The organism is Citrobacter sp. C1 (genome assembly GCF_014596895.2).
Classification (GTDB): domain Bacteria; phylum Pseudomonadota; class Gammaproteobacteria; order Enterobacterales; family Enterobacteriaceae; genus Citrobacter; species Citrobacter gillenii.
Map to the genome: position 1 here is coordinate 623593 of NZ_CP115035.1, position 21521 is coordinate 645113.

Here is a 21521-nt window from a genome sequence, read left to right on the forward strand (position 1 = left end):
CCCTTTGTTGTCAGAAAGCCTGATGGAAGAGCGCGGCAATTTCTTTCTCGTTACCTTTACGTGGGTTCGAGAACGCGTTGCCGTCCTTCAGGGCCATCTCTGCCATATACGGGAAATCGGCCTCTTTTACGCCCAGTTCGCGCAGATGCTGTGGAATGCCGATATCAGCAGACAGGCGGGCAATAGCGTGAATCGCCAACTCGGCGGCGTCCATGGTAGACAGGCCGTCGGTGTTCTCGCCCATAAACTCGGCGATGTCGGCAAATTTTTCCGGATTAGCGATCAGGTTATAACGTGCCACGTGCGGTAGCAGTACGGCATTCGCCACGCCGTGCGGCATGTCATACAGGCCGCCAAGCTGGTGCGCCATGGCGTGTACGTAGCCGAGGTTGGCGTTGTTAAAGGCCATCCCCGCCAGCAGTGAAGCGTAGGCCATGTTCTCGCGAGCTTTCAGGTTGCTGCCCAGCGCTACGGCCTGGCGTAAGTTACGGGCGATCAGGCGGATTGCCTGAATAGCGGCGGCATCGGTGACCGGATTTGCATCTTTGGAAATGTAGGCTTCCACGGCGTGGGTCAAGGCATCCATCCCGGTGGCCGCGGTCAGAGGCGCAGGTTTGCCAAGCATCAGCAGCGGATCGTTAATCGATACTGACGGCAGGTTGCGCCAGCTGACAATGACAAATTTCACTTTTGTTTTGGTGTTGGTCAGTACGCAGTGACGGGTCACTTCACTGGCGGTACCGGCGGTGGTGTTGACCGCAATGATAGGCGGTAGCGGGTGGGTCAGGGTTTCAATTCCGGCATAGCTGTAGAGATCGCCTTCGTGAGTGGCCGCGATACCAATACCTTTACCGCAGTCATGTGGGCTACCGCCGCCGACGGTGACAATAATATCGCATTGCTCCTGACGAAACACCGCCAGGCCATCGCGTACGTTGGTGTCTTTGGGGTTTGGCTCGACGCCGTCAAAGATTGCTACTTCAATACCGGCTTCACGCAAATGCGCGAGCGTTTTATCTACCGCACCGTCTTTAATTGCCCGCAGGCCTTTATCGGTCACCAGCAGGGCTTTTTTCCCACCCAGTAGTTTGCAGCGTTCACCCACTACGGAAACAGCATTGGGGCCAAAAAAGTTCACATTTGGCACCAGATAATCAAACATACGATAGCTCATAATATACCTTCTTACGTTTATTTTATAATTCAGAGAAGCAATATAGTGCGGTTTCAGCTAATAGCTGGTCCTGTTCGACGGTGCCACCACTCACGCCGACGGCGCCAATTATTTTTCCATTTAATATAACTGGAAGCCCTCCGCCGAAAATAATAATACGCTGTTGGTTGGTGAGCTGCAGGCCATAAAGCGATGCACCGGGTTGCACCGCATCGGTAATTTCGTGAGTACCCTGTCGCAGGCAGCAGGCGGTCCAGGCCTTATTGAGTGAAATATCGCAGCTGGTGACAAACGCCTCATCCATGCGCTGTATCAGCAGCGTGTTTCCGCCGTGGTCAACAACGGAAAAGACGACCGGGACGTTGATTTCAAGCGCTTTAGCCTCAACGGCGACCGCCATTTTCTGTGCGGCCGCCAGCGTGATGGTGGCGATGGGTTGGCTCTTATTCACGGTATCTCCTGTTAATTGTGTAGGGCTGAGGTCACGAAAAATATCGCGCGGCAGCTATTTTTTATCATTGAGTTTTCTTTATTTTCGCGCAGCACGTTATTAAGTCAATACAGTAAAAAATTCTAAAATAGCAAGTGAGTGATCTTCCTTTGGCGTTTATTGATAATGATCATTTAACCTCGTCACAATTCTCTATGGATATTCCAAATACGCGTTTCAATATGAAACGATGCGTTTTAATTGCGTGCCAAATTGGAACGTAATTAATTTTATTTTTTTATTATTCTGCTCATTTAAAGTTCGGCTATTGCTGATAAAGGCGATTGCTGGGACGGTAAACCACCAGCGATACGGCCCGGCGTCCTTATTATTTACTTTTTGAGTCAACGCGCTATGAGAAGATCAAAACGATTCGAAGTTCTTGCCCAGCGGCCTGTCAATCAGGATGGGCTAATTGGCGAATGGCCGGAAGAGGGGCTGATCGCCATGGAAAGCCCCTACGATCCCGCGTCGTCGGTGAAGGTGGAAAATGGCCGTATTGTGGAACTGGACGGTAAAGATCGTGCACAGTTCGACATGATTGACCGTTTTATTGCTGACTACGCGATTAACGTCGCGGAAACCGAACGGGCAATGCAACTCGACGCGCTGGACATCGCCAGAATGCTGGTGGATATCCACGTCAGTCGGGAAGAGATTATTGCCATTACCACCGCCATCACCCCGGCGAAAGCGGTGGAGGTGATGGCAAAAATGAACGTGGTGGAAATGATGATGGCGCTGCAAAAAATGCGCGCCAGACGCACACCCTCTAACCAGTGTCACGTCACCAACTTGAAAGATAACCCGGTGCAAATTGCCGCCGATGCCGCCGAGGCGGGGATCCGTGGTTTTTCCGAGCAAGAAACGACCGTAGGCATCGCCCGCTATGCGCCGTTTAACGCGCTGGCGCTGCTGGTTGGTTCGCAGTGCGGCCGTCCTGGCGTGCTTACCCAATGTTCCGTTGAAGAAGCCACCGAACTGGAACTGGGTATGCGCGGCTTAACCAGCTACGCCGAAACGGTGTCGGTATACGGTACAGAGTCAGTGTTTACCGACGGCGATGACACGCCGTGGTCAAAATCCTTTCTCGCCTCGGCCTACGCTTCCCGCGGGCTGAAGATGCGCTACACCTCCGGCACCGGCTCGGAGGCGCTGATGGGGTACTCAGAAAGCAAATCAATGCTGTATCTGGAGTCGCGCTGCATTTTTATCACTAAGGGCGCGGGCGTTCAGGGGCTGCAAAACGGCGCGGTCAGCTGTATTGGTATGACCGGGGCTGTACCGTCGGGGATCCGTGCTGTGCTGGCGGAAAACCTGATTGCCTCGATGCTCGACCTCGAAGTGGCGTCGGCGAATGACCAGACCTTCTCGCACTCCGATATTCGCCGTACCGCCCGCACATTGATGCAGATGCTGCCCGGTACCGACTTTATCTTTTCCGGCTACAGCGCGGTACCGAACTACGACAACATGTTTGCTGGGTCGAACTTCGATGCCGAGGACTTTGATGATTACAACATTCTGCAACGTGATCTGATGGTTGATGGCGGTCTGCGTCCGGTAACGGAAGAGGAAACTATCGCTATTCGCAATCAGGCGGCTCGCGCTATTCAGGCGGTGTTTCGCGAGCTGGGCCTGCCGCTGATTAGCGATGAAGAGGTCGACGCCGCCACCTATGCTCACGGCAGCAAAGATATGCCCGCGCGTAATGTGGTAGAGGATTTGGCCGCGGTGGAAGAAATGATGAAGCGCAATATCACCGGGCTGGATGTTGTTGGCGCGCTGAGTGCCAGCGGTTTTGACGATATCGCCAGCAACATTCTCAACATGTTGAGGCAGCGTGTGACCGGCGATTATCTGCAAACATCCGCCATTCTGGATCGCCAGTTCGAGGTGGTCAGCGCCGTTAATGACATCAATGATTATCAGGGACCCGGCACCGGCTATCGCATCTCTGCCGAACGCTGGGCGGAAATTAAAAATATTGCGGGTGTGGTTCAGCCTGGCAGCATTGAATAAGGCGGTATGCGGTGGAATGTACAACTGAACGTAAGCCGGTTTTCACCTTGCAGGTTAGCGAAGGCGAGGCGGCAAAAGCGGACGATCGCGCGGATGAAGTGGTGATTGGCGTTGGGCCGGCCTTTGATAAATACCAGCATAAGACCCTGATTGATATGCCGCACAAGGCGATCCTGAAAGAGCTGGTGGCCGGAATTGAAGAAGAGGGATTACATGCGCGGGTGGTCAGAGTTTTGCGCACCTCGGATGTCTCCTTTATGGCCTGGGATGCAGCAAATCTGAGCGGCTCCGGCATCGGCATTGGTATTCAGTCGAAAGGAACCACGGTGATTCATCAGCGTGATTTGCTGCCGCTGAGCAACCTGGAGCTTTTTTCTCAGGCCCCGCTGCTGACGCTGGAAACCTATCGCCAGATTGGTAAGAACGCCGCGCGTTACGCACGCAAAGAGTCGCCCTCGCCGGTACCGGTCGTTAATGACCAGATGGTGCGACCAAAATTTATGGCCAAGGCTGCGCTGTTCCACATTAAAGAAACCAAACACGTGGTGCAGGATGCCGCGCCTGTCACGCTGCATATTGCCTTAGTAAGGGAATGACGATGAACGAAAACATCATGACCGCGCAGGATTATCCGTTAGCGACTCGCTGCCCGGAGAAAATCCTCACGCCCACCGGAAAGCCGTTAACTGATATTACTCTTGAGAATGTACTGGCAGGGCGTGTGGGGCCACAGGATGTGCGTATTTCTCAGCAAACGCTGGAGTATCAGGCGCAGATCGCCGAGCAGATGCAGCGTCACGCCGTGGCGCGTAATTTCCGCCGTGCGGCGGAACTGATTGCCATTCCAGATGCTCGCATTCTGGAAATCTACAATGCGCTGCGCCCATTTCGTTCTTCATTTACGGAGTTACAGGCCATTGCCGATGAACTGGAGCACACCTGGCATGCCACGGTGAACGCCGGGTTTGTCCGCGAGTCGGCAGACGTGTACCAGCAGAGAAACAAGCTGCGTAAAGGCAGTCAGTGACGGAGGCGGTATGCCGTTAATTGCAGGGATTGATATCGGCAACGCCACCACGGAAGTGGCGCTGGCGCAGGATGGCCGGTTTGTTGCCAGCGGGATCGTCGCGACCACGGGCATGAAAGGCACGCGGGATAACATTGCCGGGGTAGTGGCCTCCCTGCAGCAGGCGCTGGAAAAAACATCGTCGTCGCTTCAGGACGTGACGAAAATCTGCATCAACGAGGCCGCGCCGGTCATTGGTGATGTGGCGATGGAGACGATCACCGAAACCATCATCACTGAATCGACAATGATTGGTCATAACCCGCAAACGCCAGGCGGTGTTGGCGTAGGGATGGGTACCACGATCGCCGTGGAGAAACTGGCATCGTTGAGCCTCGATCGGTTTGTGCAGGGCTGGATCCCGCTGGTGGGCGCAGAGATGGATTTTCTCGAGGCGGTGTGGCTTATCAATGCGGCGCTGGATCGCGGCGTCGACGTGGTGGCGGCGATCCTGAAAAAGGACGATGGCGTACTGGTCAATAATCGTCTGCGACGAACGCTGCCGGTGATTGATGAAGTCACGCTGCTGGAGAAGGTCCCGGAAGGGGTGCTGGCGGCGGTAGAAGTGGCGGCAGCAGGACAGGTGGTTCGGGTACTGTCGAATCCTTATGGCATCGCCACTTTCTTTGCCCTGACGCCGGAGGAAACAAAAACGATCGTCCCGATCGCCAGGGCACTGATCGGCAACCGATCCGCTGTGGTGCTGAAAACCCCGCAGGGCGATGTGCAATCACGGGTGATCCCGGCGGGCAAGATCTTTATCAGTGGTGAAAAGCGCGGCGGAGAAGCCGATGTGGCCCAAGGCGCTCAGACAATTATGCAGGCAATGAACGCCTGTGCGCCGGTCTGCGACATTCGCGGTGAGGCCGGTACTCACGCGGGTGGCATGCTGGAGCGCGTGCGTAAGGTGATGGCCTCGCTGAGCGGGCACGATATGAATTCAGTACATATTCAGGATCTGCTGGCGGTCGATACGTTTATTCCCCGTAAAGTCCAGGGCGGTGTTGCCGGGGAATATTCAATGGAAAACGCGGTTGGCATTGCGGCGATGGTGAAATCCGATCGGCTACAGATGCAGACGATCGCCCGTGAGCTGAGTGTGCGGCTGAATATGCCGGTTGAAGTGGGGGGCGTGGAGGCCAATATGGCGGTGGCCGGGGCATTGACGACGCCAGGATGCGCCGCGCCGTTGGCGATCCTCGACTTAGGTGCCGGATCCACCGATGCCGCGATTATCCATAACGATGGCACCGTTAAGGCGATACATCTGGCGGGAGCAGGGAACATGGTCAGCTTGCTTATCAAAACGGAACTCGGCTTGAGCGATCCTTTTCTGGCAGAGGAGATAAAAAAATATCTGCTGGCGAAAGTGGAGAGTCTGTTCAGTATTCGCCACGAGAACGGCGCGGTGGAGTTCTTTCGTGAACCGCTCAGCCCGTCGGTGTTTGCCAAAGTGGTGTATCTGAAAGCGGGCAAAGCCATCCCCATTGAGAACCAGACGTCGCTGGAGAAAATTCGGCTGGTACGTCGTCAGGCCAAGGAGAAGGTCTTTGTGACGAACTGCCTGCGCGCATTGCGGCAGGTCTCACCCGGCGGCTCAATTCGCAACATCTCTTTTGTGGTGCTGGTGGGCGGTTCATCGCTGGATTTTGAAATCCCGCAGATGATCACCGACGCGCTGGCGCATTACGGCGTTGTTGCCGGTCAGGGCAATATTCGGGGAACCGAAGGGCCACGAAATGCGGTGGCAACCGGGCTGGTTTTGGCTGGTGATGCGAAAAAATAGTGCAGAAAACCACCACCGCAAGCGTTTGGCTGCGGCATAAATCAAATAAAGGCAACGTTCTCTTTGATATCCCGGCTGACTTGGGTACATAGTATAAAGGTGTTTAATACGCGGTTAATTTTAAGGATAAGAGCATGCCAACAGCAATTGAGAAAGCATTGGATTTTATTGGTGGTATGAACACATCGGCGCCAGTACCCCATTCCATGGATGAAAGTACGGCCAAGGGAATTTTAAAATATTTGCATGATTTAGGTGTGCCAGTGAGCGCAGCAGATGTGATGGCACGCGGTGAGCAAGAGGGATGGAATCCTGAGTTCACAAAAAAAGTCGCTGGATGGGCTGAAAAAGTCGCCTCCGGTAACCGTATCCTTATCAAGAACCCTGAGTACTTTTCGACCTATATGCAGGAGCAGCTCAAAGAACTCGTGTGAGCTGACTATCGAATAACACGCTAACGGACGTTTCCACTTTCAAGGTGGTGGCGTCCAAAAGAGTTGCCCTCAACCAGCCAGACAGTGCCGATTTTTTTGCGTTGGTGCAGATGGACACATTGTGTACCGCTCCGCTTAATTGAACGTGTTGAATCCTCTAATTTAACTTCAGCATTAACATTATCAGATTAACACTGGACGGTGGGGTGCTTTTACGCTGCCCGGAATGTACGTGGTTACCCTATTGAAACTAATTTTTAATACTTTGCTAAACGACGGTTAAGACTTTTCTCGAATTTATTTATTTATGAAACCTAACTGATAAATCGACATTTCTTTTGTGTTGCCAACCATTTTTCGACGACTAATGTAAGTTTTAAGAATGGAAAACTCTTAAATAACATGGGCTTTAATAGAGTTTGGTTTCTTATTTTATTATTGATAGTATCTCAAATAATAAAACTTATTAAATCATTGAGTAATATTTAACTATTTCATTTTTTAATGTTTTCGGAATTTAACTCTATCTGCTTTGATTTATCTGATTTTTTTCACTTCCTTATTAAAAAGGTATGAAATAATCATCTTTGTTTTTGCTTTTATTAATTGTTTTTACCTAATGTTTCTATTTTTGCATGGTTATTGCACCTTTGAAAAGAAAAGTATATTTTGGTAAAAAGTTATTGAGGCGTTTAATATGGATTTAATTAATTATGACTCTAGGCTTCGTCATCTTATGGATGTGGATTTTAGGTCCATACTAACGTTTATCGTTTTTGTTGACACGGGCAGTTTGTATGGTGCCTCACTGGTACTTGGTTGTTCTGCATCATCTATTAGCCTGCACTTGAAAAGAGTCAGAAGTTACTTTAATGACACCCTTTTCATACGTGAAGGTCGCAATCTCAATCCTACTGAATATGCTGTGGAATTAAGTCATCAACTTAAACTTGCATTTTATAATCTTGATACTGTCTGTCATGGGAAAAGTGCTGTTGCCGATTGTGAATTAGCTATCGGTGAAAATAAAAATTAATGAAACATAACCATTGGTTATGCTAAATAGTGCTTTTAAAATGTATTCGACAAAAAATAGAGCATAATATGGAAAATTTAAATTTTTCCTACGAGCGGGTATTGGTTATGGACACTATCTATTATAGTGCCGTTGGGCTATGTGCCTTTATTGATAGCCTGGCAGGTCGCTCAATTAGTCTAAGAGTAATGACGCTTTCCGCATTGCAGAAACAAGTGTCAGCCCGTCATGGGGAACCAGGACGGGTACTCGTTATTACCGAGTTAACGAGCGAAAGTGAGACGCTGGCGGAAGGATTAGCATTCTTAAAGTTTGCAAAGGACGAGTGGCCTGCAGACCAATATAGTATTATTGTTTTTACCCGTTTACGTGACCCTCTGTTGCTGGCAGCAGTCGCAAATCTTCAACCTATGGGCATTGTTCATCGCGCGGAGGCGATTAATATCTTATCTAAACTCATGTTTTTCTCCGCTGACGCATCATCAGGCACGATCATGAGTCCGTTAATCACCAGGAAAGTCGGCCAGGTCAGCGGAGTTCGATTACCACAAAGGGAATTGCAGTGGTTTGTCCTGCAGACAGAAAAAATAGGACTGAACGAAACAGCGAGGCGAATGGGGATTAGCTATAAAACTGCTGCTACCTATCGGAAAAGAATATCAGTCCGTCTTCAATTAAGTTTACGTGAAATTAATGAAAGAGTGTCACGATTATAAGTGAGAGAGATAATATTGCCATATCCCGCTGTACGGATTGCCGACAGCAATGTAGTCGTGAATTTATTATTAAAGCGATTGTCAGTTTACCTCAGCATGCACAATTTAGGGTTCTCGTTGTGAATAACTATGTGCTTGCCACGACGTTTATGAAATCTGCGCTACGGCAGTTGAGGAAATGTCAGTGCTGGACGTCATTGCATATAAGAGATTCCTTATTGCAGGGCTAATGTCGTTATACAGCAATTGTGCCTCTTCTGTTGGTATTAAACAACGGCCCTCTCTGCTGAATAGTTTTTCGGGAAAACAAGTACAAAATTTTTTCAACGAAAGGCTCACTGCAGACGGTGAACAGTTCATATAGTATGAAGCAGAAACTATCCCTCCTGTATTCATGACTGCGGCAAAAACAAGAATGTTGTTAATCGAAATATTCAGGTTTTTGAATTTTGAAAAATCAGATTGTGTAAGCAATGAATTATCCTTTTGAATTAATTTTCTTAAAAGAATATAAACATATAAGGAAATCAAAACAAACAATATAATAGATATATCTAAATATACGTTTTGATATAATGTAATGAAAATAGAGGGTTAGCCACCCCTGCTGATTTTCCTTCTAATTCAACATTGGTGTAAGTGGGCTTTTCCTGACATCGGCATCACCAAGGATGTAGTGTTCAAGAAGACATACCTGGGAATGGATGGACTGACCCCACGCCCGTAGATATATCCTGTCCTCACTACGAGGTCTGTTAGATATCTTTCGACCTGCTCAGCAGGTATTCCATTTTCAGTATCCCATTGACACGTTCCGCCAGCGCATTCTGGTAACAGTCATACCCCCCGTCATCGAATACCTGACTCCATATCGTTGATGTAACGCCTGATACTCGTGCGAGCAGTACTGGATACTCCGGTCTGAATGATGCACCAGTGGCTCTGTTGTGCGCCTGCCCGCCAGTGCCATTTTGAACGCGCTCGCGACATGACGGGTATGGAGGCTGCCATGGACATGATAGCCCACGATTTTCCTCGACCATGCATCCGCTACCAAACTCACATAAGCCGTCCCTGTTTGTAGCGGAAGATAAGTGATATCTGCCACCCATACCTGTTCCGGGCGGCTGGCTATCACCTGGTGGTCTTCCGCTTTCAGCAAGTCAGGATGTCGGTAAAAACGATGCATGGCTATGCATTGTCTTGTGATACGCCCGTTCAGGCATCACCAGCAGCCGGGCACAGCGCAGTATCTGGAACAGGCGGTCTCGCCCCACAGGCAAGGAGGCTTCCGGCCGTTGGTGCAGCAAGTGGTGCAGCTTACGCGTTCCCAGTCGGGGCTGGTATAAACGAATAGCGGTCACTTGTTCCAGGATGTGCCGGGCCTGTTCTTCTCTCCCGCGTTCGCGTTGCAAGGACTGATACCACGCCTGTCGGCTGATACCCATCCACTGGCAGGCGCGGGTTTCTGTGAGTCCCGGAACTTGTATTTGCGCGATAAGGTGGCCAACTGCTTTTTTGTCAGCGTGGCACCGAAGTCAGTGTTCATCACTTTAACGGCGGCTAATTTAAAGAATAGAGAGTAATCACGTTGTGTGCGTTTAACATATTGGTTCATCACGTTCTCCTGATATTGAGGGGAAACGTGTCAACGTTATTTAGGACGGGTCAGTGACAATAAAAAGGGTTCATACAGAATATGAACCCTTTTGGTCACTAGCTAATCCGGCAATATCTCCTAACCCAGCCTGTTGTTATCCGTCGGCAATATTAAGCTTTAGTATCAAAGCGATAGGTTGGCGATACCCCAGTAATTTGCTGACTTATTGACGGTTTCACAATCAATGCCGTTGCCTGAGCTTCTAGCACCGGTTTCCCCGACTCGGCTTCAGCTCCCATCACATCGGCCGCAGGAACGGTAAAGGTCAATGACTGACCCACTTCTTGTGCAGTCATCACATGTACAGGGAGTGTGACATCAGGTAAAGGTATTGTAGAGTCTGGATCTAAAGTACCCGTTACCCCAAAGTGCACCGTAATTTGATCGCCTTCAGCCATCCCCGGATAAGGGTTTACGGTAATATCCACGCCATTATAAGCGTTAGTAGTATTGATGTATTGTCCGCTAATAGTATGCTCAAGTCCTACGGTAACAGGGCCGAAATTAACAGAAGTGAATGTCGCCGTATCCTGTCCGCGCTTGCCGCCCGCCGTCGCCGTCACTGTGACGCTTTCAACCACGGTATCAGTCAGGCTCTGCGTGGCGATACCGTTACTGTTGGTCGTCACACTCAGCGGTGTCGTGGCTGACGCTGTCGTACTTCCCGTAATCGTCCACACTAACGCCACATTTGCCAGCGGTTGATTATTAGCATCGGTGACCAGTGCCTGCGCCTGGTTAGTTGCACTGCCATCCGCTACCTGATTGTTAGTCGGCATAGTGACGGTGACAGTACTCACTTCAACGGATGCCGGACTGAACGTTGCCGTCGCCTGCCCCTGAATATTCCCTGCTTTCGCCGTTGCGGTCACCGTTTCTGCTACCGTATCGGTCACGCTCAATACCGTATTCTCGGAGGCATCCGTCGTGGCGTTCAACGAGGTGGTTCCACTCGCGGTACCGCTGCTTAAACTCCAGGTCAGGCTGGTATTAGTCACCGGCTGACCGCTGGAACCGGTCACCGTTGCGCGGAAGGTATTAACGGACGAGCCATCCGCCAGCGCGTTATTTGCGGTGACGGCGACAAGCACAGAAGAGACCGCCGGCACCAACGTTACCGTCGCCTGCCCCTGAGCGCCGTTAGCTGAAGCACTCACCGTCACACTTTCCGCCACGCTGTCGCTGACACTTAGCGTCGCTTCCCCGGACGCGTTAGTATTTACTGTGACTGACGATGTCGCTTTTGCACTTCCCCCCACGTTCCAGGCTACCGCTGTATTCGCCACCGCCTGGCCGCCGCTGTCTGTCACTTTCGCGACCACGGTATTGGTCGAAGTGCCATCTGCCGTCGCGTTATTTTGCTGAACGCTAACCAGGATATTGGTTGCCGCAGTCTGCGTGAAGATGGCGCCTGACGATCCGCTCTGACCACCGGCATTCGCGACAATGGTCACCGTTTCTGCCACGGAGTCTTTAAAGGTGACGTTAGCAATCCCCTGTGCGTTGGTCGTTACCGTCGCCGCACTACTCAGCGTTGCGGTAGAACTGCCGCTTATTGACCATGTCACGCTGGTATTGGCCATCAGCCGGGCTGTTATTCTGCGTCAGCGCCAGGTCAAGGCTACCGACCGATTGCACGAAGGTTGTGGTCGCTGTACGTGAAATATCGCCCGACGTCGCCTGAACGGCAACCTGACCTGCACTCTTACTGGTGATATTCACGCTGGCGTTACCATTACCGTCAGTCACGCTGCTACCCGCACTCAGTGTGGCATCGCTCGCTGCGCTGCCTGCTGCCAATTTAGCTTGCTGTTGCGCACCGCCGAGGATACTCCAGCTAATGACGGTATTGCGCACTGGCGTACCATCGGACGTCGTTGCTCTGACCGTAACGGTATTCGCCGCCACGCCATCTGCCGGACTATTGTCTTTCACCGTTGTCAGCAGCATATTCGCAACGGCATTGTTCAGTTTTTTCTCTTTATACTGCAATACGACTTCATTATTACGTTCTACAAGATAGTAACGGCTTCCCGCCAGTCTACGTAAATTCTGCACTTCCGACGAAGACAGTTGCGAAGAGAGGGACTGGCCAAAGTTGTAACGGAAGTTCACGCCAAAATGGGTCTCATCCATGGAGTCCTGACCCCGACGATAATCCACCGCTGCTGTAATAAGCGGTACCGGCGTATAATTTACGCCAACCGTTACCGCAGAAGGATTACTTTGCAAATCATCTTTGTCGAAGAGAGCGAATTTATCGCCATAATATTGCTCATACATGAGCTTCGCGCCCAGTTGCGGATAGGCAGGCAAATAGCCTTCCGCACGAACATCAGAACCGTCAGCCGGTTTTTCATAGTAGTCATCAAAGTCGCGCGATGAATGCCAGTCGGTGGTACCCAGATAGGTGTTTGCTGAAAGCTTCAGGTTATTTGTTCACGCTTCAGCGCCCAGTCCCACCCGACGGTTATCCCCGGTAAAGTCATCATCAAAAAAGACGTTGGCGCCGAACATCCAGTCTGCGGTATAAAAGGTACGCACACCCATACCAAAGTTTCCGGTCACACGATCGTTCGGTGCCCGCAGGCCAAGCTGGGTAAATAACATCGCTTTTTTGCTGTCATAGATCGGCGCGAGAAAATCAATCGCGCTATCATCCCAGTTACCTTTATCATCAACATTCAGTTGCACGCGCGCGGTACCAAACGGGCTCAGCCATTTTTCGACAGAATCCCCCGCATAGCCCGATGCCATATTGGCACCTGCACCGGCGGTATTACCTGACGCTAACGCCGTTGCTGCCTGCGTCATCTGCGCAGAGTAAGGTGAGGTATTATTATCTTTATCAACTGCGCGGGTATTTTGTGACACCTCAGCCGCTCTGACCGATGCGGATACACTCAGGGCAACAGGAAGTGTTGCCTGAAGGAGTATCTGCATAATTGCCATACTTTTCATTAATCCCTTGCGGGGATGATGCCTGTCTATTTTCATAATAAAATTACTCTTTAAGTGGATTAAATAAAAATAATACGTCTTTGTAGGTATATGCAAATGTTGATACATGAAGCACAGAATGGCCTGGAACGCATAGTTAGCGTTTCAGGCATATTATATTTAAATTGTTTTTATTTATGTGGTAAATAAATTTGTTAGGTTCATGCTCGTTAAATATTATATCTGGCAAAAACGTACTAAGCACCATCGGTCTCAGTCCAAAAAAGGATAAAACAAGCTAACATGTGCAAAGTCATAAAAATACGAATAATTGCAGGTGTATTGCGGGTGGAATATTGCTGAAAATAGCCAAATGGATAGCATGTGGAAATGGCATTATATACCATGATGAATAATGCAATTAGTTATCATCCATTTTATCAGAAAACCTTACCATCAGTAAATATTGATTTATTATACATTCTATACTAAATAGCTGCGCAGAATAGTAGATCACTTAAAGGGAACTCAGCCCGGATTGTGCGATCTGATCAATCGCCAAAAAGAAACAAACCACCTACCGGACTGAGCGATGCCGATCATAGCACCAATACCCCGTACCGAACGACGCCTGATGCAGAAAACTATCCATAAAACGCGTGACAAGAACCATGCCGCAGGCTGACCGCCATGCTGATGCTGCATCGGGGTGACTGTGTCAGCGATGTTGCCAGAACGCTCTGTTGCGCCCGCTCATCTGTCGGGCGCTGGATTAACTGGTTCACACTGTCGGGTGTTGAAGGGCTCAAGTCATTACCCGCAGGACGTGCCCGTCGCTGGCTATTTGAGCATATCTGCACGTTGTTACGTGAGCTGGTAAAGCACGCTCCCGGCGATTTTGGCTACCAGCGTTCACGCTGGAGCACAGAACTGCTGACAATAAAAATCAATGAGATAACCGGATGTCAGTTACATGCCGGAACCGTGCGCCGCTGGTTGCCGTCTGCTGGGCTTGTATGGCGCAGGGCTGCGCCAACTCTGCATATCCGTGACCCGCATAAAGATGAAAAGATGGCAGCAATCCATAAAGCACTGGATGAATGCAGCGCAGAGCATCCGGTCTTTTATGAAGATGAAGTGGATATCCATCTTAATCCCAAAATTGGTGCGGACTGGCAACTGCGCGGACAACAAAACGCGTGGTAACGCCGGGGCAGAATGAAGAATATTATCTGGCTGGCGCGCTGCACAGCGGAAAAGGTAAAGTCAGATATGTGGGTGGAAACAGTAAAAGTTCAGTGTTATTTATTTATAATTCAGTGGGTTGGTATTGAGGTGTTTTATATCAGAAGGTTATCTCACAAAAGCAAAAATAATAATTTATAATGCTGTATTAATTGCTATTGTTAATTGAATAAACTAGCAAATTGATTAATGAAATCTGGGTGGTTGGTTGGATGATTTTTCCTGGCGCCGGCCATCGGGGATGGATCATCTAAAATATGTGCGGCATAGAGCAACATAGCGGTGGGGTACCAAAGGTGCGCGAGGTTCCAGTGTGTTCAGAGCTGCGCTAGATGCTGAATTCAATATCCGGCGCGAGGGTGATGGTGGGGCGATAATCCTGACTTGTACGAAGATGAAAGATGCGGAGGAACCGAAACATGCCGCATTCGATCTGCGTCCGGTGGAATTGTTCACGGATCGCGATGGCGAACTGATTTCGTCGCTGGTGGAGCAGGACCTACCACGCGAGGCGCGGGAATCGGATCCGGACCTTGCTGATATCAAACACCTGACCGAGAACCACGCTGCACTCTGGCAGTCAATCCGCAGCCGGAAAGCCAAAGGTGAACAGTGTAATGTCTCTCTTATACGTGACGATATTACTGCCATCTTTGGAGAGAACGGCCGCAAAGGTTTTAAACGCTGGCTGGATAAACTGGTTAGGGAAAATATTATCTCTATCGATGATTCAGTATGCCCAAGTTTTCAATCACGTAACGCTCTATAATTTCTTTTAGCCGATTTTTTAAATAGATCATGATGTTACCTGAGAAAAAATCAGAAGGAACTGAACCGTGATGTTTTTTCTGGCTAAGAGTCCATTGCATTTTTGACATTGTTTGATCTCCATAGGAATGGGAGTTGTACGAATGTCGGTAATGCTAATGGACTGAAAGTTTCTATGAAGATGAGTTCCCCGTAATCTTACTCATTAGGGTTTACTTTTCAGCAGGGCAGTGTAGAGATTGACGTAAGCGTCAATCATATGGCTGGCTGTGAACAATTCCTCATAGCGGCGACGCGAATTTTCACCATACCGGGCGGCGATTTCGTCGTTATGCCAGAGCTCATTCATCGCATCCCCCAGCGCCTGACTGTCATTTGGCGGGATCACGCAACCATTTACTTTGTCTAGGTTAATGAACGAGGTACCGGTACCGATCTCGCAGGAGATCAGCGGCTTGGCAAACTGTGCACCTTCCAGTAAAGTAATGCCAAATGCCTCAGAGCGCAGATGTGAGGGGAACACCACGCTACGACAGAGGTGGAAGAGAATGTACTTATCTTCATTGTTGAGCATGCCGGTGAACACCACATTGCTCAGCCCGCGGCGCTGTGCCTCACGGCGTATTTCCCCCTCGAGTTGCCCGCCACCGACGATCACTACCGGCAGCCGGCTACGCTCGGCGGCATCCAGTAGAATATGCAGCCCTTTGTAGTAGCGGAAAGCGCCGACGAAGAGAAAGAAGTTATCGCCGACGGTTTCCCGCCAGTGCGCAAGACGTAGCAGATCATGCTGCACGTCATGCTGCTCCAGGCCAAACGGGATCACCACCGTTTTATCCTGATATTTTTGCAGCGTCTGGCTGGAAGCCACGTAGTTTGGTGACGAGGCGACGATACAGTTTACCTTGGCGAGAAATTGTTCCTGCAGCGGCTGATACAACTTCATTAACCATTTTTGTTTCACAATATCAGAATGATAGGTCACCACCGATTTGGCATCAGGCCGTGCCGATATATGCATCATATCCATAAATGGAAACGGAAAATGGTAGTTGATGATGTCATAATCATCTTTAATCCTGTTAAAACGCTTTAACGCTTGCAATGAAAAAGGTGTGGAGGCAATTTCAATAAGCTGCTTATTATAAATGACCCGATGCTCTTCGTAGGCGACAGGATCTGTCTCTTTGTCCGGGCTAAAAGTAAAAACATCGGTTGTGATTCCCCGGCGCGCGCAGCCCTGACTTAGCTGATATATGACCTGTTCAATACCGCCGTAGGTATCCGGATAGTAGGTTTTATAGACGTGTAGAACTCTCAACTGACACCCTTAAAGTAATTTATAGGCGTTAATGGTCTGGGTCGTACAGTTCTCCCACGAAAACTGTTTCGCCTGAGCAAGACCGCGGGCGCTGGCGATTTCCCGCCAACTATTATCCTGCAGGCTTTGCAAAATATTCGCGCTAATCGCGTCTACATCATTAGGATCGGCAACGAGGCCGGCATCGCCAACCACCTCAGGCAAAGAAGTGACATTGGAACATACAACCGGCACACCGCAAGACATCGCTTCAAGAATAGGTAAACCAAATCCCTCATAAAAGGAGGGATAAACAAAGGTTCTAGCCGCTGCATACAGGTAAGGTAGGTCTTCATCCGGGACGTAGCCCAGGTAACTGAGCCATCCTTCACGCGTACCGCGTTCGACTAACTGCCATAGCTCATCCTTTTCCCAGCCACGATAGCCGCTGAGGATCAGCGGGTAACGCATGCGCATCTCCATTGGCAGCAGTTGATAGCTCTGCAGCAGGCCGCGGATATTTTTACGCGGCTCCATAGTGCCGATATATAACGTATATCCCTGCCACGTCAGCTGATATTTTTGCAGTACCTCCAGACACTCCGCTAGGCTGCGCGGAATATAGTCGCTGCTGCAGGCCAGTTTAGTGGTGATGATCCGTTCTGCTGGATAGTTGAACAGACGGATAATTTCACTACGCGAGAAGTCTGACACGGTCAAGATCAGCTTTGCCGAATCAAGGCTATCTTGCAGCGACTTCTCCATATAGCGAACCCGATCTTTTGGATGATATTCCGGGCAGGTAAAAATGGAGATGTCGTGAAACGTGGTTACAGCGCGTTCTAGGCGATGTGGTAGATAGAAATTGGGACCATGGTAAATGTAGTCTTTATAATCACGCAGCGCCCATGCCTGACGCCGCGGATGCAACAGACGATACGCCTCGATCAACAGCACCTGCTGGCGCAGAAATGCCGATAGGCGGCCATTATTGCTGGCCTTGATATTGCTTTTATTCTCCACCTGGGGGATGTGATCGATGAACGACGCGCCACTAAACAACTTCAGCTCTTCGATTTCGTGGGCGACCGCCAGCCGTTTTACCAGTTCCAGGGAATACCGACCAATGCCCGTTAATGGGTATTTAATTGGCTCAGTTGCAAAAATAATTTTCATAATAAATTACACATCATCAGCTGGCCCCCCATGTTTTTAAAGGCAAAAAATAGAAGGGGGGGAATATTTTTATTTAAATAATTTAGCTTTAGCTAAGCCTTGGCACATGTTAACCAAGCGGCGAGAAACGGCATGATAATCATGTTGTTCCCGCCAAGCATCAGCGCGTTTCTGAGTACTGAGCGCCCAGGTATCCTGCTGATGAATAGACTGCAGAATGCGGTCAATTCCCTGACTGATATCATCCAGGCCGCAACCATCAAATTTAAAGACGGCATCGTCCAGGTCATCAAATATCGCCAGCTGTGTGACGGCAACAGGCTTTTGCGTCGCCATACCGTAGCGTACCGCGCCGCTCGCTGACTCACCGGTATTCTGATAGGCAAAAATCAGCAGGTCAGCTTCTGAGAGCAAGCGCAGACTTTCATCATCAGGTAGAAAATCATTATGCATCTCAACCAGATCCGTTACGCCAAGACGCTGAGCCACTGCTTTCAATTCAGCCACCAGGTCACGCGATTCTCCTACCGGATATTCGGCATTCACCAACCGTAAACGAACCGGCTTTCCAGCCTGCTTCAACCGATGAACGGATTCAACCAGCTCCATCAGCCCCTTGTGTGGTAAACAAAAACCGTAGCTGGCGATTAACGGCAATGTCTGCGGTTTGTTCTGAATAACCGAAGCCGAATAATTAATGACCCCATGAGGGAACAAGGCGACGTTATCGGTCAAACCCAGCCCTTTTAGACGGTTCATATCGGCAATAGAATGCACCAACAACCGATCGCACAGCGCCAGCGCATCTGCCATTTCAGCAAGGCGGAAGTTCCACGCTGGCTCTTTTTGCGGGTCCACCGTCGAATGCATCACCATAACCACTACGCGACCGGCATCATGCTGGTGATGAATAAACGCAGCCAGTTCACGATGATTAAAGAAACCGTAGTTGAACTGAATCACAATCACGTCAAGGCGCAGCGCATCAATTTGCTGCTGGAGATTTTCCAGATAGTTGTTTTCTTTACCGACTATCCAGTTGCGCAGCACAAAGTCTTCATCAGGATTAACCAACTCTTCGGCGCTGACCTGGGGAGCAAAAATTACATCTGCACTCTGCGGCGCGCTTTCCACTAAATGCTGAGAATAGGTCGCGATGCCGCACTTCGTATTCCAGGTAGTCAACCAGCCGATCCGCGCCCGGTGCTGAGCAATATCAATGTGCGCTCGCAAGGTTTTAACCGCCTGCTGGGAACGCTGCGCAACTGCTGCCCACGTAAACTGCGATAAAATGAGCTGACGCCCGGCATCGGCCATTTTTCGCAGCGCGGGTTTGTCCGTTGCAGCGGCTTGCTTCAGGGCAGCGGTTAAATTATCGATGTCCACACTGGCCCAGGTGGAAGCAAACAGTCCAAAATGCGTTTTTACCCGCGTAAACTGATAGTCCACCAGCCAGGAATTTTGTGAATTTACAAAATCAAGCTGACCACTCCAGTTGGTGACAATCGCCGGTAGCCCGCTAAGCATCGCTTCAGCAATAGGCAGACCAAAACCTTCAGCGCAACCCGGCGCAACCAGCACATCGCAGCTTTCGTAAAGGCCTTTCAGCTCGCTGGCCGACATATCCGCTTTGATCACTTCAACAGCAGGATAGTCAGCAAACTCGCTTTGCGCCTGCGCAAGCCAGGCGTCGATTTCGTTATGTGGATTGTCGAAGGTTTTAATGATAAGGGAGACTTTATCGCGGCGGGTAAACGCCTTGCCCCAGGCCTGCAGCATTGCCTGCACGCCCTTACGCGGGAAGCAGGAAGAGACATGCAGGAAACGGAACGTGCCATCTTCGGCCTTATGTGCAGATTTTGCCGGTGTATTCAGCCAGTGATCGCAGCCGTTGCCGACCACAAAGGCTGGTACGCTAAGCCCATTGTCGATCAATACTTTTCGCACGTGCTCTGAAGTACACAGGACGCCATCCAGTTCACGGTTGAATTCACCGATCCATGGCTGGGGAAAACCGGTTTCTTCCCAAGCATAGCAGTGAAGAAGTTTAACCCGGGCATTCATATCAGCAACGCGCGGTGGGTAGATATTACGGCTGAGGATATCAACCTTTTCCCCAACCTCGACAGCGCGGCATTTATTATAAAAATTAAGCAGATCGCTATTTTCCACCTGCGCCATAAACGCCGCATCGGGGGCGAAATCTCCCGGCCCTTCCGTCGAATGCAGTAGCACATCCACGCTATCCCCTGCCAGCGCACGGGCAAACTCTCGGTTCACCAACGCCAGGCTGTATGAACTGTCGAATGGCCCCTCTACGCGCCAGTTTAGCGCGTCATCATCAAGCTGATAGAGTTCAGTCGTCTTCAGGTTGTAATCGATAGCCGTCGCGCATAAACGCAAATCACGATCTTCTGGTTGCCCCTGAGTGATAGCAAGTATTTGCTGCACCAGCGCCGCTGGTGATGACGGGACGTCGCTTTTTCCCTCTGCTGCGATTTTCTCAAAAGCTTCCAGAGCGGTTACGGCAGCCTTATCCCATGAGAAATTCCCCGCCTGCTGCTGCGCCAGTTCTTTCACTCGCGCTAGGAAATGAGCATCCGTCAGGCATTGAACTATCTTTTCACGAATGGACGTAACGGAATAAGGGTCAAACAGCGCATCGGGATTGCCGATAACTTCAGGAATGCTGGTAACGTTTGAGCCAATCGCCGGAGCGCCGCAGGACATCGCTTCCAGCACGGGCAGGCCAAAACCTTCATGCAACGAGGCAAAGATAAACAGCTTACACAACCTGTAGAGCTGAATCAGTTCATTTTCTGGGACATAGCCGGTCAGCACCAGTTCACCCTGCTGCAGGCCATTGCCGGAAGCCAGGGACTCAAGATACTGACGATCGCCGATAGAGAGTTTACTGACGATCACCAATTGGTGCGCGCGACGTAAATCATCGCTGAGCCCGGCATAAGCCTCAATCAGGCGCTTAAAGTTTTTACGCGAGTCGAACCCGCCTGGCGCATACAGGACAAACTCGCGCTGAATGCCGTAGTGGCTCAACACCGTCTCTTTTTCACTCGCGCTAACGTCAGCCACACAGAACTGCGGATCCGCTGCGGCGGCGATACTTTGCACATGTTCACCCTGCAGATGCAGGTGCTCGATTGCTTCCTGCGCGGTGTAACCTGAGTTAGTCAGCAGAAGGTCAGCGTTTTTTAACCACTCAACTTTCTGCAGATAATAGGGCTTGTAAACATCGTCCAGCAGGTAGGTTTCTGCCTGTACCAGGGGAATCAGATCGTGGTGCAGTACCGCTACTTTATAGCGACGGCTAAACTTATGCACCGAGGTGACAGCGTCGTCGACGTGTCCTTCAAACAGGCTGGTAATGAAAACCACATCCGGACACAGCCCTTCAAGGAAAGCTTCCCGCATCAGCTCAGCGCTTTCCCGACGCCATTCGTTACCTCTGTCCATCGCCCGGACCGGCCCCGCGGCATGCCAGATGACAATATTTTCTGCCGGCAGAAGATCGGCGAACTGCGCCTTCACATCGGCGATCGATTCCCCGAGCATGGCGGACAAAGCAATGAAAACTTCGTGTTGGTTATTATTTCTGATGATCGCTCGGGCGATGGAAACACTATAACGACCAATGCCACGAAAGCGGCTTTCTGTCTGTGCGCCTTGTAAGTCAATGACGATACGCAT

Annotated in this window: 13 protein-coding genes and 4 pseudogenes; 9 read left to right on the top strand and 8 right to left on the bottom strand. The window is 50.3% G+C overall.

Annotated elements, in window-relative coordinates; all coding sequences use genetic code 11:
* Positions 1-10: 10 nt before the first annotated feature.
* Positions 11-1174, bottom strand: a complete 1164-nt coding sequence (dhaT, locus tag IB214_RS03070; protein WP_096755608.1) for a 1,3-propanediol dehydrogenase — start codon at positions 1172-1174, stop codon at positions 11-13.
* A gap of 22 nt (positions 1175-1196) precedes the next feature.
* On the bottom strand, positions 1197-1625 hold the full coding sequence (locus tag IB214_RS03075; protein ID WP_117342700.1) for a heme-binding protein: 429 nt from the start codon (positions 1623-1625) through the stop codon (positions 1197-1199).
* A 393-nt stretch (positions 1626-2018) separates the two neighbouring features.
* Here IB214_RS03075 and IB214_RS03080 point away from each other — a divergent pair, with 393 nt between their 5' ends.
* The 7 genes from IB214_RS03080 (at position 2019) to IB214_RS03110 (ending at position 8724) form a co-directional block, all read left to right on the top strand.
* Positions 2019-3686 carry a propanediol/glycerol family dehydratase large subunit gene (locus IB214_RS03080; RefSeq protein WP_096755610.1) on the top strand — a complete coding sequence of 556 codons (1668 nt, stop codon included), beginning with the start codon at positions 2019-2021 and terminating at the stop codon, positions 3684-3686.
* Between the two features lie 11 nt (positions 3687-3697).
* On the top strand, positions 3698-4282 hold the full coding sequence (locus IB214_RS03085; RefSeq protein ID WP_096755611.1) for a propanediol/glycerol family dehydratase medium subunit: 585 nt from the start codon (positions 3698-3700) through the stop codon (positions 4280-4282).
* A 2-nt stretch (positions 4283-4284) separates the two neighbouring features.
* On the top strand, positions 4285-4713 hold the full coding sequence (locus tag IB214_RS03090; protein ID WP_071697585.1) for a diol dehydratase small subunit: 429 nt from the start codon (positions 4285-4287) through the stop codon (positions 4711-4713).
* 10 nt (positions 4714-4723) lie between these two features.
* Complete coding sequence (locus tag IB214_RS03095; protein ID WP_117342699.1) at positions 4724-6538, top strand: diol dehydratase reactivase subunit alpha; 1815 nt, start codon at positions 4724-4726, stop codon at positions 6536-6538.
* Between the two features lie 134 nt (positions 6539-6672).
* Entirely contained in the window at positions 6673-6972 is a 300-nt protein-coding gene (locus IB214_RS03100; RefSeq protein WP_115257453.1) for a DUF1889 family protein, read from the top strand.
* A gap of 697 nt (positions 6973-7669) precedes the next feature.
* Positions 7670-8008 (top strand): LysR family transcriptional regulator, encoded by a 339-nt coding sequence (locus tag IB214_RS03105; RefSeq protein WP_117342698.1) that lies wholly within the window; start codon positions 7670-7672, stop codon positions 8006-8008.
* 68 nt (positions 8009-8076) lie between these two features.
* The gene (locus IB214_RS03110; protein ID WP_135953047.1) at positions 8077-8724 is read left to right on the top strand and encodes a hypothetical protein; all 648 of its coding nucleotides are present in this window, start codon (positions 8077-8079) and stop codon (positions 8722-8724) included.
* Positions 8725-9482: 758 nt separating this feature from the next.
* Here the strand turns inward: IB214_RS03110 and IB214_RS03115 are convergent.
* From IB214_RS03115 to IB214_RS03125, 3 genes and pseudogenes are all read right to left on the bottom strand, one after another.
* A pseudogene (locus tag IB214_RS03115) lies at positions 9483-10169 on the bottom strand (IS3 family transposase); the annotation flags it as partial.
* Between the two features lie 325 nt (positions 10170-10494).
* Positions 10495-11967, bottom strand: coding sequence for an Ig-like domain-containing protein (locus IB214_RS03120; protein ID WP_223240296.1), 1473 nt, complete (start codon positions 11965-11967; stop codon positions 10495-10497).
* Positions 11909-13453, bottom strand: a pseudogene (locus IB214_RS03125) (inverse autotransporter beta domain-containing protein). The gene IB214_RS03120 and the pseudogene IB214_RS03125 overlap by 59 nt, the downstream one beginning before the upstream one ends.
* Positions 13454-13916: 463 nt before the next feature.
* Between IB214_RS03125 and IB214_RS03130 the strand changes: the two are divergent.
* Positions 13917-14634 (top strand): annotated as a pseudogene (locus tag IB214_RS03130) (IS630 family transposase); the annotation flags it as partial.
* A 224-nt stretch (positions 14635-14858) separates the two neighbouring features.
* Positions 14859-15338: pseudogene (locus tag IB214_RS03135) on the top strand (DNA primase); the annotation flags it as partial.
* A 204-nt stretch (positions 15339-15542) separates the two neighbouring features.
* Here IB214_RS03135 and IB214_RS03140 read toward each other — a convergent pair.
* The 3 genes from IB214_RS03140 to IB214_RS03150 form a co-directional block, all read right to left on the bottom strand.
* Positions 15543-16658 carry a glycosyltransferase gene (locus IB214_RS03140; protein ID WP_117342695.1) on the bottom strand — a complete coding sequence of 372 codons (1116 nt, stop codon included), beginning with the start codon at positions 16656-16658 and terminating at the stop codon, positions 15543-15545.
* 9 nt (positions 16659-16667) lie between these two features.
* The gene (locus IB214_RS03145; RefSeq protein ID WP_117342694.1) at positions 16668-17813 is read right to left on the bottom strand and encodes a glycosyltransferase family 1 protein; all 1146 of its coding nucleotides are present in this window, start codon (positions 17811-17813) and stop codon (positions 16668-16670) included.
* A 69-nt stretch (positions 17814-17882) separates the two neighbouring features.
* Positions 17883-21521 (bottom strand): glycosyltransferase, encoded by a 3639-nt coding sequence (locus IB214_RS03150; protein WP_117342693.1) that lies wholly within the window; start codon positions 21519-21521, stop codon positions 17883-17885.

Bases quoted from the DNA above. Each gene is read 5' to 3' on its own strand.
- dhaT (WP_096755608.1), bottom strand. From the start codon at position 1,174: ATGAGCTATCGTATGTTTGATTATCTGGTGCCAAATGTGAACTTTTTT.
- IB214_RS03080 (WP_096755610.1), top strand. From the start codon at position 2,019: ATGAGAAGATCAAAACGATTCGAAGTTCTTGCCCAGCGGCCTGTCAAT.
- IB214_RS03090 (WP_071697585.1), top strand. From the start codon at position 4,285: ATGAACGAAAACATCATGACCGCGCAGGATTATCCGTTAGCGACTCGC.
- IB214_RS03095 (WP_117342699.1), top strand. From the start codon at position 4,724: ATGCCGTTAATTGCAGGGATTGATATCGGCAACGCCACCACGGAAGTG.
- IB214_RS03100 (WP_115257453.1), top strand. From the start codon at position 6,673: ATGCCAACAGCAATTGAGAAAGCATTGGATTTTATTGGTGGTATGAAC.
- IB214_RS03105 (WP_117342698.1), top strand. From the start codon at position 7,670: ATGGATTTAATTAATTATGACTCTAGGCTTCGTCATCTTATGGATGTG.
- IB214_RS03110 (WP_135953047.1), top strand. From the start codon at position 8,077: ATGGAAAATTTAAATTTTTCCTACGAGCGGGTATTGGTTATGGACACT.
- IB214_RS03120 (WP_223240296.1), bottom strand. From the start codon at position 11,967: ATGGCCAATACCAGCGTGACATGGTCAATAAGCGGCAGTTCTACCGCA.
- IB214_RS03145 (WP_117342694.1), bottom strand. From the start codon at position 17,813: ATGAAAATTATTTTTGCAACTGAGCCAATTAAATACCCATTAACGGGC.
- IB214_RS03150 (WP_117342693.1), bottom strand. From the start codon at position 21,521: ATGCGTATCGTCATTGACTTACAAGGCGCACAGACAGAAAGCCGCTTT.